The sequence below is a fragment of the Euzebyales bacterium genome (assembly GCA_036374135.1).
Lineage (GTDB): Bacteria > Actinomycetota > Nitriliruptoria > Euzebyales > JAHELV01 > JAHELV01.
Genome location: DASUUK010000067.1, coordinates 50,597 through 62,238, shown reverse-complemented (window position 1 = coordinate 62,238; position 11,642 = coordinate 50,597). Strand labels below are relative to the sequence as shown.

The following is an 11,642-nucleotide window of genomic DNA, read 5'->3' as shown; positions in this document are numbered from 1 at the left end:
CGGCGTAGGCGCGGCGCCACTTGATCACCGTCGGTTCGGACACCCCGACCCGCTCGGCGATCTCCACACCCGAGCGGCCCTCGGCGGCCAGCAGCACGATCCGCGCCCGCCGCGCATCCCGTGCCGACCCGTTCTGTGATCGCACGCGGCGTTCCAACTCGGCGCGATCCGCCGCCGACACCGACAACCGCTTCACATGATTGGCCATGCCAGCAGTCTCGCAGACCACCACCGATCACTGAAGGAACTTCAGCGACCGTGCCACTAGCTGGACAGCACCCGGGGGCTTCGCGGAGAGCCCGCCGTTACGTCGGCGCGCCCGCGTCGAGCTCCTTGCCGCAACGCTCGCAGAAGCGGGCGCCCCCGCGGTGGTCGGTGTGGCCGCAGGACGGGCAGGCCCGCCGGCGCTCGGCGTTGCGCGCCGTCGTGACCTCCGCCGAGACGATGCCGGTGGGCACGGCGATGACGCTGTAGCCCAAGATCATGAGGCAGGCGGCGAGCACCTGGCCGAGGCCGGTGTTCGGTGCGATGTCGCCGAACCCCACGGTGCTCATGGTGACGATCGACCAGTAGACGCCGGTGAACATGCTGTCGAAGCCGTTCGCCGGACCCTCCACGGTGTACATCGTCGAGCCGACGATGACGTTGATCAGCAGCACCGTCAGGAGGAACACGAGGATCTTCTGCGTGCTGTTCTGCACCGCGCGCAGCAGGTAGTTCGCCTCCTGCAGCCATTGCGCCATCTTGAACACGCGGAACACCCGCAGCAGCCGCAGCGACCGGACGACCAGCAGCGACTGGGCGCCCGGGATCACGAGGCTGATGTAGACGGGCAGGATCGCCAGCAGATCGATGATGCCGAAGAAGCTGCGGGCGTACCGGCCGGGGCGCTCGGCGGTGACCAGGCGCGCGACGTACTCGAGGGTGAACAGGATCGTCACGACCCACTCGAGCGCCAGCAGCGTCGTAGCGTGCTCGCGGCGGAACGTCGTGATGCTCTCGACCATGACCAGCAGCACGCTGCACACGATCAGGACCAGCAGCACGACGTCGAACGCCCGGCCGCCGGGCGTGTCGGCTTCGAAGATCACCCTACGCGCGCGTACCCGCCAGTTGTCCACCCGGACGCTCCTCCCCATGGGCAGCGTCCGCCAAGTGTCGCGCACGGGGACGCGAGCAGCGACGGGCGTCTGCTACCGGGTCGTCAGCTGTTCGGCCCGCCCCCGAGGCCCTGGGCGTCAGGCCGGCACGCCATGGCCCGGTCCTCGGCGGACGCGAACCCGCGCTCGACCGATTCGTCGAGCAGTTCGAGCGCCCGATCGATCGGTTCGCGTCGACACGGTGGGCAGACGGCCCGCAGGTCGAGCAGCATGTGCCGCATGCGGCGGGCGATCTGCATGTCACCTTCGCCGAAGATCCGGATCTCGTTGCATGCCAGGTCGACGTAGCCCTCCCAGGTACGTGGCTGCACGTAGACCCGCGGCGTGCCGTCGCCGTCCGCGTGCCATCCGCTCGGGATGTGCCGGGTCGCCAGCCGACGGAGCAGATCGTGGATCTGGTCGAGGCACTGCACGGCGGTCGTCGGATCGTTGACCCCTGGCGACAGGGCGTTCTCCGCGATGTCGATCAGCAGCCGGAACCCGAAGCCGACGTCGTCGGTGATCGTGCGCTCGGGATCGAGCCGGACGAATCCCACGATGGCGTCGTGCTCGTCGCCGTCGTCGTAGACATCGATCATCGGTGAGCCACCGGGGAGGAAGTCCCCGACCGCAGGGCGGATGACGATCGACGCGTCCGCGGCGGCCGCCCACTCGACCAGCCCCGTGATGTCCAACTCGTAGACGACACCGGGGCGTGGCGCCGAGATGACGACCTGCGGTTCGTCGGTCAGTTCGCCGCTGACGTCGGACACGTCGGCGTCGATGGGATCAGGGTGGAGCCGGTCTATCTCGCCGCGGGTGTCCGACCCGATCCGCGTGATGATCGACGTCCCGCGGACGGCGTGCACGATGTGATCGATGTAGCTGACGAAGATGCCGATGGTCACGACGGCCAGCCCGAACGCTGCGGGGATCGTCAGGCCCACGACGACGCCGTCCTCGATCGTCGCGTCGAGGCCGAGCAGTGCCAGCACGGCGAACGTGAACGTGCCGACGAACACGCCCAGCGTCAGGTGGGAGTGGCGGTCCTGTAGGAACGTGCGCAACGCGCGGTGCGAGTACTTGTCGCTGGCGAGCTGCACCATCACCGTGACGATCGTCAACACGAGCGCGGTGAGCGTGGCGATCGACGTCGCGGTGACCGACAACAACGCGCGTGCGGTCTCCGGACTGCCCAGGTACTTGGGAGGTACCAGGGTGTCGGCGGTGATGAAGTAGTTGTCGATCAGCAGGAGCGCCACGCCCGCCAGCACGGCGATCGTCGCGCCGGTCGTGGGTGCGACCCACAGCCGTCCCCGCCGATACCACTGCTGCGACGGCAATGCGAGCGACTGGCGGGCCACGGCCTGACCTCCGGTCGTTCACGGCGACATGACAGCATCGCAGAGCCGCGTCCCGTAGGGCCTGCGCGCGACCGCGGTCCCGCTGGCGGTGAGGCGACGCGATCAGAGGCAGTAATGCCCGGAACGGGCCAGGATCATTCAGATGGAGGTCGTGTCGCGGCGATGCCCAGGGCGATCGCCGTCGCGTCCTCCAGCGCGGCCCACACGGCGTCGGGTACCTGCGACCGCTCCGCCAGCGCTGCACGGTAGCGGGCGCCCGCCCAGCTCCCCAGCGCGGCGCCGGCAACGCCGAGTGCGCCGCCCGCCAGCCGGGACCGGTCGTAGGCCGCCGCGATGCCGGCACCTGCCGTCGCACCCAGCCCGAGGCGGCCCAGGAACGGGCCGGTGTCCAGCCGGCTCGGTGTCCGTGGCAGCTTGTCGGCGACGATCTCCCCGGCTGCGAGCATCAGCATGCCCACCGCGGGTCGCCGCCTGAACAGGCCGGCCGGGCCCTCCACGGGCTCTGGCAGGTCGCCCCGCGTCTGGCGCCAGGCCAGCAGTGCGGCGGCGAGTTGGGACCGCATGCCGGTCACCACGCCGAGTGCCAGCGCTCGCCACATCATCGTCGCCCCGCTTCGTCGTCGACGGGCACGTCCCGCCCGTGTCGCGCTGGCACTACCGTTGCCGCGCGTCGGGTACACCATGACCCGGAGCCGGTCGCTCGACACGCGGCGCGTGCCATCCCCGACCGCAGTCCTCAGACAGGAGATGACGATGACGGACCGGGTGCGGGTGGCCGTGCAGGTCTGGCCCCAGCACAGCACGTTCGCCGAGCAACGGGCGACGTGGTTGCGCTGCGAGGAACTGGGCGTCGACGACGTGTTCACGTGGGACCACTTCTTCCCGCTCTCCGGGGACCCCGACGGACCTCACTACGAGGGCTGGACGCTGCTCGCGGCGATGGCCGAGGCCACCGGACGGGTGCGCGTGGGCACGCTGGTGAGCTCCGTGGGCTACCGGAACCCGGATCTGCTGGCGGACATGGCGGCGACCGTCGACCACATCTCCGACGGCCGCGCGATCCTCGGCATCGGCGCTGGCTGGAACGAACGCGACTACACCGAGTACGGCTACGGGTACGGGGACGTGTCGACACGCGCGCGGTGGTTCGTCGAGGCGGTGCCGCGCATCGTCTCCCGGCTGGACAAGTTGGTGCCGCCGCCCGTCTCGACACCGCTGCCGATCATGATCGGGGGTGGCGGGGAGCGGACGACGCTGCGGCTCACGGCTCAGTACGCCCACATCTGGAACTCGTTCTTCGACGACGCGGCGGCCTTCACCGCCAAGAACGCCGTGCTCGACCGCTGGTGCGCCGATGTCGGACGTGATCCGGCCGAGATCACCCGCTCGATCGCGATGAACGACGCCAGCCGGCTCGACCAGCTCGACGAGCTGCACGCCGCGGGGTTGCGCCACTTCAGCCTCGGCGTGCAGCCGAGCGACTTCGACGAGCGGGCCGTGCGCCACATGGTGCAGTGGCGGGACGGCCTGGAGCCTGCCTGACAGGATCTGCGGGTGAGGGCGAGCGTCAGCGAGCCGGTGGGCGGGGACGTCCGCGTACCGTCTCAGCGCGGCAGCAGCGCCCGCGCCCCGCGTGCGATGGCCAGCGGGAACGCCGTGCGCGTCTCCCAGGTCACGTGCCACAGCCCGCCGTGTGCGGCGGGGGCCGTCAGCTCGTGCTCGGGTCGCGGTGTCGCAGGCGGACCGGCATGCCGATGGTTCTGCAGCGCGTGCACGAGCAGCGCTGCCATGAGTGCCCGGCTGGTCCCGGGCGCGAAGATCTCCACGCCGAACAGCGAGGCGCCCTCGTACGCCGCCGCCAGGACGCGGTTCTTCATGACAGACCGCGTGCGGGTGGGCGGGGCGACGTGCACGGCGCCGAAGGCGCCGTCGGCGTGCGTCACCAGTGCGCGCCACCGCTGCAGGCGCTTCGCCAGCGCGTAGTTCGGGCCCTGCTGCAGCACCAGGCTGTCGGCGATGCCGAGCTCGACGCCGTCGTCGGTGCGCATGGTGGTCCGATGGTTGGGAACCAGGAGTCGACCGAGCGTGGCTGTGCGCACCAGCGGTGCGAGCGTCCGCGCGGGCAGCCGGCGCGCGCGGGCACGGGCCGCCACGACGACCTCGATGGGCACCGCGAACACATCGGTGGGTGTCGCCAGGCACGCGACGCCGTGGGTATGGTCCGCGTCACGCAGCGCCGCCATGATCGCGTCCGCCGCGACGCTCAGGCGAGCGAAGGTCTCGCCGTCAGCGTACGCATAGTTGCCGAGCACCAGCGGGTGGTCCAGATCCGCCAGCCATGCCCGCACGCGTGGTGCATCGGTCGTCAGGTCGGCACCCGGTACGGTCGCCCCATCGACGGCGGGCGCGTGCAGAGTGCCGGATCCCGCGGTCGCCATCGCCTCGAGCCGGCGCCACACGTCATCGCGCGGGATGTCGACGGCCGCGACGTCGGCGCCCCATCGCAGCAGGTGCTCCGTCGGCGCCATCTCGGCGCCGGCGCCCAGCAGGCCGAACGACCTGCCCTTCAGCTGCAGCCACTCGGGGTGGTCGACGATGTCGCGGAGCGCGGTCCGCAGGGCCGGTTCGACGATGCCTCGTGCCACCCAGTCGTCGGCGGCGGCCAGCAGGTCGTCGCCGGCCAGCTCGCGCCCGCGGTACGGGACCGAGAGATGCTCCGGCGGCCGTCCCGTGCCCTCGACGACACGGGTGCGCAGCCGGTCCGCCGGCGTCGCGCGGACGGCATCCGCGGCCGTTGCGACGTCGTGGCCGTCGTGGTGGGTGAAGGTGGAGTGCAGCCGCGCCAGCCCCGCTCGTGCGATCGCCAATCCGGCGTCCGGCGATGTCGCCCCGGTCTCGGTCAGGTCGCGCAGGTGGCGCGGATAGGCGGTCCGCCACGACGGCTCGTCGCGGATCTGCGCGGCGAGACCCGGATCGACCGCCGCGGCGGCGCTGGCGACGATGTCGCGTCCCGTCCGCTGGGTGCTGCGCCGGCCGTCGACCAACGGGAACTGCACACCGTCCGGCATGACCACCTCCTGTCAGCCCCGGCACGCCGGGCCAGGGTGCGACAAGAGTGCCACACGGGGTGGTGCGACCCGTGGGCCGGGCCACGGCACAGCGGTCAGTCCGCCGAGGGGTCGAAGTAGTAGCCGGAGCCCCACAACGTGCGGATCATCTCCGGGTGGGTCGCGTCCTGTTCGAGCTTCTGGCGGAGTCGCCGCACGTGCACCGAGACGGTCGAGGTGTCACCGATCTCGTACCCCCATACGCGACGCAGCAGCTCACGGCGTGTGAACGCCACGCGTGGGTTGCGCATCAGGAACGCGAGCAGTCCGAACTCGATCGCCGTCAGCTGGACCGACTCGTCCCGCAGGTGGATCTGATGGGTGCCGCGGTCGGCGGTGACGGCTCCGCAGGTGAGCACCCGCGCGTCGTCGCCCACGTCCGCTCCGTCGGCGCGCCGCGCCACGGCCTGGACCCGCAGCACGAGCTCCTCGAACGACAGCGGACTGGGAACCACGTCGTCGACGCCGCTGGCGAGCAGCGCGATTCGGTCGCGGGCGCCTGCGGTGTCGCTGTAGCACACGACGAGACCGGAGAAGCGTCGCCGCAGGTCCCGCACGTGCGCGAGCCGCTGCGGCTCGTCGACTCCGATCACGAGCATGTCCGGGTCGTGGTCGGCGAGGCATGCGGTGATCTCGTCACCGTCGTCCACCGGGTGCACGTGGTGGCCGCGGCGGCGCAGTGTGTCACTGATGCGCGCCACCGTGGCGGGATCGTCGTCCCACACCAATGCGTGCCTCAGGTGCACGTCCGACGCTGACCGGTCTTCGAACGCCTCTGCTTCTGCTGCTGCCATCACATCGCCTCCGCCGGATCGTGTACGTACGGAGGTTCGCTGCCGTGAGCTGCACGGACTGGTCGACGTTGAACAGTCCGTGCGATCGGCGGTCCACCTCTCGTCCGGCGTCCCGATGACGCGACGCGTGGCCGGGCCCGCTTCCCTGACGTGATGAAGGCGGCGGAGAATCGCTTCCGGTGCCGGTCGCCGTCCATCAGGGTCCCTGCTGTCATCGGGGCGCAGCTTCATGGTCACGGCACTTGGTGCTGCAGGTCATACGCACAATTGACCAACTTGCACGCCCACGTCCGCGCGGTGCGGGACGTTCGCCCCGCTCCGCGGGGTCGTTCGTCGTGACCGATCTCAGGCAGTGCGGCGATGCTGCAGGTGAGCAGCCGCGGCAGGGCAGGTCAGCGCGGCGCGACAGGAAAGGCGACGACGTGCGCGTCCGGGAGTGGATGAGCCCCGACCCCGTCACCATCGAGATCGATGAGACGGTACGACAGGCGCGGGAACTGCTGTCCGACCACGGGTTCCGACACCTGCCGGTCGTGGAGCGGGGTTCCCTGGTGGGGATCGTGAGTGACCGGGACGTGATGATCCGCCCGCGCGCGCTGCGTGCCGCGATGCGCGATCGCGCGGTCGAGGACCTGCTCGACGACGCCCGACCGGTGGAGGCTGTCATGTCGTCGTCGCCACACGTCATCGCGCCGGACGCCGCGGTGGATGATGCGGCGCGCCTGCTGGTGTCCCGGCGGGTGGGCGCCCTCCCCGTGGTCGACGCCGACGACGGCCTCGTGGGCATCATCACCGCCGTGGACTGCCTGCTCGCGTCACTGCAGCCCGAGCCCGGGTTCAGCTGACCGTCTCGCTGCGTCGCGACGTCGGTCGCGCACGAGGCGACGGTCGGGTCTGACCGGGAAGCCGTTGGCTACGACCCGTCGGTCGGCCGCGGTCCGGGGGTGGTGTCGGCCTGGCCGGACCCTGTCGTCGCCTCGGTGGGCGGGTGCAGCGGAGAGGGCAGAAAGACCGCACCGGGACCGCGGTCGCGGACGATGTCGCCGGGGTTGGACATCGTGCACCGGTCCAACGACAGGCACCCGCACCCGATGCAGCTGTCCAGGCCGTCGCGGAGCGCGACGAGCGCGGCGATCTCGTCATCGAGCCGTGCGCGCCAACCCTGGGAGATGCGCGTCCAGTCCGCCCGCGTCGGCGTTCGTCCGGCGGGCAGCGTGTCGAGCGCGGCGGCGATCTCGTCGAGTGACAGGCCGACATGGCGGGCCGCCGCGATGAAGGCCAGACGCCGCAGCACCTCCCGCTGGTACCGACGCTGGTTGCCGGCGGTGCGCTCCGCGGTGAGCAGGCCCTTGCGTTCGTAGAAGCGAAGTGCCGACTCGGCGTACCCGCTGCGCCGCGCCACCTGGCTCACCGTCAGACGGTCGCTCATCGTCCGCTCCTCACGTCGCTCGGGCCGCGACGGGCCCAAGGGGTGCCCCACGGGCGTCGCTACTGTCGTGCATTCTGCGTAGCGTCTTGACTTGAAGTCAACTTCAAGTTCTACCGTACGCGTCATGGATCACACAACCACCTCCCAGGACCACCCCACCGCGCTCATCACCGGCGCCTCGCGCGGCCTCGGACGCGCGCTCGCCGATGGACTCGCCGACCGTGGCTGGACGCTGATCATCGACGGTCGTGACCGCGGTGCGCTCACCCGGGCGGCCGACGCGCTCGCGACGCGGACGCAGGTCGCCGCAGTGCCGGGCGACGTCGCCGATCCCGCACACCGTGCTCGGCTGCGCGCGGCGGTGGACGCGCGCGGCCGCCTTGATCTGCTCGTCAACAACGCCAGCGCGCTCGGTCCGAGCCCGCTGCCGGCACTCGTCGACGTTGATGAGGACACGCTCGTGGCGGTGCACCGCACGAATGCGGTCGCGCCGCTCATGCTCTTCCAGGCCGTGCGACCTGCGCTGACGGCCGCCGCCGGCGCGGTCATGAACATCACCTCCGATGCCGCCACAGGCCCGTGGCCGGGGTGGGGCATCTACGGCGCATCGAAGGCGGCGCTGGAGCAGTTCACCCGCGTCCTGGCCGCCGAGCATCCCGATCTGGCCGTCTACGCGGTCGATCCCGGCGATCTGCGGACCGACATGCACCAGGCCGCGTTCTTCGGCGAGGACATCTCCGACCGCCCAGCGCCGTCAACGGTCGTTCCCGCCATCCTGTCGCTGCTGGATCGACGCGCGGCCAGCGGTCGGTATCGGGCACCCGATTTGGCCGCTGACACCGAGGCCGCGGAGGTGGCGTGGTGAGCACCGTCGTGGCGTCGCGGCGTGACTTCGTCGTGCCGGCGGACCGCGTCGCGACCGCACCGCCGGAGCACCGGGGAATCGCGCGGGACGCCATCGGCCTGCTGGTCGCCGGGCCGTCCCGGATAGATCACGCGCGGTTCGCTGACCTGCCCCGGTTCCTCGCTCCCGGCGACCTGGTGGTCGTCAACGTCTCCGCGACGCGGCCGGCGGCGATCGACGGCGACCTGGGTGGTCGCGACGTCGTGGTGCACCTGTCCACCAGGCACGCCCACGACACGTGGATCGTCGAGGTGCGGCGCGCCGACGGCACGGGCCCCGTGCTGGATCGATCGCCCGGCGACCGCATCCAGCTGCCGGGAGCCGGATGCGTGACGCTGCTGGCCCCGGCGACGCCCGGGGCCACACGTCTGTGGTGGGCCTGCGTCGCCGTGCCGGGCGCCGTCGTCGACGACCACATGGCCGTGCACGGCCGGCCGATCACGTATGGACGCCCGGTGGAACGATGGCCGTTGACCGCGTACCAGACGATCTTCGCCGCGCGTCCGGGCAGCGCCGAGATGGCCTCGGCGGGCCGTCCGTTCAGCGACCGGACGGTCGTCGACCTCGTGCGGGCCGGCATCGCTGTCGCACCTGTCACGTTGCACGCCGGGGTGTCATCGCCGGAGCTGCACGAGGATCCCTCACCCGAGTGGTATGAGGTTCCGGCGGCGACGGCCGCGCAGGTCAGACAGACGCGCCGTGCGGGCCGGCGGGTCGTGGCGGTCGGCACGACGGTCACACGTGCACTCGAGACGGTCGCCGCAGCTGACGGTGGCGTGGCGCCGGGCGCCGGATGGACCGACCTCGTGCTGGGCCCGGACCGGCCCGCGCGTGTCGTCGACGGACTCCTAACAGGTTGGCACGAGGCCGCGGCGTCGCACCTGTTGCTCCTGGAGGCGGTCGCCGGCGCGGCGCTGGTCGACCGTGCCTATGCCGCGGCCCTCGACGGCCCCTACTTGTGGCACGAGTTCGGTGACGCGTGCCTGCTGCTGCCCTGATCGTCGTCGTGACCGACGCCGGACGGGGGGACGCGACCGGCTGGTGCCGCTGGCTCGGGGGCACCAGCGGGTGGGCGACCGGCCGTGCTCAGGACTCGCGCCGGGACGCGAACCAGGCGCCCACCAGCACCAGCGCGGTCCCGGCGACCGCCATGGCGGCCACCCGCTCGCCCAGCAGCAGCACGCCGAGCACGATCGCGACGACGGGCACGAAGTAGATCGCGACCGCACCGCGGGGACCCCCGACGCGGCCGACGAGCGTCGCCATGAACACGAACGCGAGACCGGTGCTCAGCGTGCCCAACGGCACCATCGCGATGGCGGCGCGCCACGTGAATGTCGACGCGGGCAACTGCCACAGGCCGATCGGCACGACGACGACCAGCGCGACCAGTTGCGCGCGCAGCAGCACCGGTAGCGCCCCGTACCGTTGCTGGAGCGGCACCACCATATTCGCCGACAGGCCGTACAGCACGATCGCAAGCACGACGAGGCCGGCGCCCAGCGCGGTCGCGCTCGATCCGCGGAGCTCGGGCAGGAAGATCGCGACGACACCGACGAACCCCAGCGCGATGCCGAGCAGTTGCACGCGGCCCGGAAGCCGCCGTAGGAGCACCGTCGACCAGATGGCCGTGGTGATCGGGACCGCGCCGTTGATCATGCCCGCGACCGACGAGTCGATCCACTGCTGGGCGATCGGGAACAGGCTCAACGGAATGGCAACCCACGTCATGCCGAGCAGGGCGATCCGGGGCCAGTCCTCGCGATCGACCGCCGCCCGCGCCCGCGGGGCGAGCGCCAGCGCGAGGGCGCCGAGCGCGACGCGGGCCATCGTGACGACCCCGGGGGCGAACGCCTCCAGGCCGACCGCGATGAACAGGAACGACGAGCCCCAGATCGCGGCGATCCCGGTAAGCAGGCCCCACTCGGTCATGCCGAACGCGTCGGTGATGGTGCCGGTGCTGGTCTCGACGAGTCGACGCCGGATGGGAGTCGGCCCCTGGGAGTGTGCGGGCGCGGCGGGGTCACGCATGGCAACACATCCTCGGGTCGGGCGCCGTCCGACGCCGGCGCGTGCCGCCGCCTCCCCCTCCGGATGGAGCCGGGGTCGCTCAGGCGGTCGTGCCCACGCTACTCCGGCGGCGCGATCAATGGTCGCGATGACTTCTGCGCCTCGTCATCAGTCCGGCTTATGGGTGGTCGTGAGCTCCATCGGGCACACTCGACTACACGACCGAGCTACGGCCCGGCGCACACGCCCGGGTGGAAAGGGGGGCCGTCATGGCCGCACGTGTCGTTCGCTGCGCGGCTGCGGTGCTCCTGTCCACGCTGCTCCTCGGCGCATGCGGTGGCGGCGACGAGGAATCCGACGCCGGACAGGCGAGCGCGGCTCCCACGACGGGGCAGGAGGAGCCGTCGAGCACACCGTCGCAGGCGCCCGGGCCCGCGGGCGATGAGGGCGGCGACGATGCGGGTGAGGAAGGACAGATCTACGTGGTCAGGTCCGGCGACACGCTGTCGACGATCGCGCAGCGGTTCGACACGACGGTCCAGGCGATCGTGCGCGCCAACGACATCAGCGATCCCGATGTCATCGACATCGGCCAGCGGCTGCGCATCCCTGGCGGGTGAGCCACCACGGCCAGAGCCGCCGCGCGCCGCCGGTCACCTGCGCAGCAGCGACAACAGCAGGCTGAGGCCGACCGACACGATCAGCATCGACGTGACCGGGATGAACACGCGGGTCCTGCCCGACTCGATGCGGATGTCCCCGGGCAGGTTCCCGAACCACCCGAGCGCGCCCGTGCGCACGAGCAGTCCCAGCGCGATCGCGACCACGCCGACGACGATCAGCAGACGCGAGAGGCCGTCCGAGTCCATGTAGCCCATCATGCCCGGCGGCGCGG

General features: G+C 71.4%; 14 protein-coding genes. 5 read left to right on the top strand and 9 right to left on the bottom strand.

Annotation, left to right across the window (positions count from 1 at the left end):
- The 4 genes from VFZ70_11265 to VFZ70_11250 all read right to left on the bottom strand — a co-directional run.
- Nucleotides 1–208, bottom strand: a 208-nt coding sequence (locus VFZ70_11265) for a helix-turn-helix domain-containing protein (protein ID HEX6256375.1), incomplete at its 3' end; no start/stop codon positions are given.
- A gap of 97 nt (nucleotides 209–305) precedes the next feature.
- Nucleotides 306–1,121, bottom strand: a complete 816-nt coding sequence (locus VFZ70_11260) for an ion transporter (GenBank protein HEX6256374.1) — start codon at nucleotides 1,119–1,121, stop codon at nucleotides 306–308.
- Between the two features lie 83 nt (nucleotides 1,122–1,204).
- Nucleotides 1,205–2,503 (bottom strand): DUF2254 domain-containing protein, encoded by a 1,299-nt coding sequence (locus tag VFZ70_11255; protein ID HEX6256373.1) that lies wholly within the window; start codon nucleotides 2,501–2,503, stop codon nucleotides 1,205–1,207.
- A gap of 134 nt (nucleotides 2,504–2,637) precedes the next feature.
- Nucleotides 2,638–3,105 carry a hypothetical protein gene (locus tag VFZ70_11250; protein ID HEX6256372.1) on the bottom strand — a complete coding sequence of 156 codons (468 nt, stop codon included), beginning with the start codon at nucleotides 3,103–3,105 and terminating at the stop codon, nucleotides 2,638–2,640.
- Between the two features lie 151 nt (nucleotides 3,106–3,256).
- On the opposite strand from VFZ70_11250, the gene VFZ70_11245 reads away from it, so the two are divergent.
- A complete protein-coding gene (locus VFZ70_11245) occupies nucleotides 3,257–4,045 on the top strand; it encodes an LLM class F420-dependent oxidoreductase (protein HEX6256371.1) in 789 nt (262 codons plus the stop codon).
- A gap of 62 nt (nucleotides 4,046–4,107) precedes the next feature.
- Here VFZ70_11245 and VFZ70_11240 read toward each other — a convergent pair whose 3' ends face one another.
- Complete coding sequence (locus tag VFZ70_11240; GenBank protein ID HEX6256370.1) at nucleotides 4,108–5,571, bottom strand: hypothetical protein; 1,464 nt, start codon at nucleotides 5,569–5,571, stop codon at nucleotides 4,108–4,110.
- Between the two features lie 95 nt (nucleotides 5,572–5,666).
- Nucleotides 5,667–6,404 carry a response regulator transcription factor gene (locus VFZ70_11235; GenBank protein HEX6256369.1) on the bottom strand — a complete coding sequence of 246 codons (738 nt, stop codon included), beginning with the start codon at nucleotides 6,402–6,404 and terminating at the stop codon, nucleotides 5,667–5,669.
- 422 nt (nucleotides 6,405–6,826) lie between these two features.
- Here VFZ70_11235 and VFZ70_11230 point away from each other — a divergent pair, with 422 nt between their 5' ends.
- On the top strand, nucleotides 6,827–7,249 hold the full coding sequence (locus VFZ70_11230) for a CBS domain-containing protein (GenBank protein HEX6256368.1): 423 nt from the start codon (nucleotides 6,827–6,829) through the stop codon (nucleotides 7,247–7,249).
- A gap of 68 nt (nucleotides 7,250–7,317) precedes the next feature.
- Here the strand turns inward: VFZ70_11230 and soxR are convergent, their stop codons facing one another.
- Nucleotides 7,318–7,833 carry a redox-sensitive transcriptional activator SoxR gene (gene soxR, locus VFZ70_11225; GenBank protein ID HEX6256367.1) on the bottom strand — a complete coding sequence of 172 codons (516 nt, stop codon included), beginning with the start codon at nucleotides 7,831–7,833 and terminating at the stop codon, nucleotides 7,318–7,320.
- A 124-nt stretch (nucleotides 7,834–7,957) separates the two neighbouring features.
- Between soxR and VFZ70_11220 the strand changes: the two genes are divergently transcribed.
- Both VFZ70_11220 and VFZ70_11215 read left to right on the top strand, forming a co-directional pair.
- Nucleotides 7,958–8,698 carry an SDR family oxidoreductase gene (locus tag VFZ70_11220; protein ID HEX6256366.1) on the top strand — a complete coding sequence of 247 codons (741 nt, stop codon included), beginning with the start codon at nucleotides 7,958–7,960 and terminating at the stop codon, nucleotides 8,696–8,698.
- Nucleotides 8,695–9,735 carry an S-adenosylmethionine:tRNA ribosyltransferase-isomerase gene (locus tag VFZ70_11215; GenBank protein HEX6256365.1) on the top strand — a complete coding sequence of 347 codons (1,041 nt, stop codon included), beginning with the start codon at nucleotides 8,695–8,697 and terminating at the stop codon, nucleotides 9,733–9,735. Before VFZ70_11220 ends, VFZ70_11215 begins: the two co-directional genes overlap by 4 nt.
- Nucleotides 9,736–9,823: 88 nt before the next feature.
- On the opposite strand, the gene VFZ70_11210 is transcribed toward VFZ70_11215, so the two are convergent.
- The gene (locus VFZ70_11210) at nucleotides 9,824–10,768 is read right to left on the bottom strand and encodes a DMT family transporter (GenBank protein ID HEX6256364.1); all 945 of its coding nucleotides are present in this window, start codon (nucleotides 10,766–10,768) and stop codon (nucleotides 9,824–9,826) included.
- Between the two features lie 248 nt (nucleotides 10,769–11,016).
- Here VFZ70_11210 and VFZ70_11205 point away from each other — a divergent pair, with 248 nt between their 5' ends.
- A complete protein-coding gene (locus VFZ70_11205) occupies nucleotides 11,017–11,367 on the top strand; it encodes a LysM peptidoglycan-binding domain-containing protein (GenBank protein ID HEX6256363.1) in 351 nt (116 codons plus the stop codon).
- Between the two features lie 33 nt (nucleotides 11,368–11,400).
- Here the strand turns inward: VFZ70_11205 and VFZ70_11200 are convergent, their stop codons facing one another.
- Complete coding sequence (locus VFZ70_11200) at nucleotides 11,401–11,616, bottom strand: DUF2905 domain-containing protein (GenBank protein HEX6256362.1); 216 nt, start codon at nucleotides 11,614–11,616, stop codon at nucleotides 11,401–11,403.
- Between the last annotated feature and the right edge of the window lie 26 nt (nucleotides 11,617–11,642).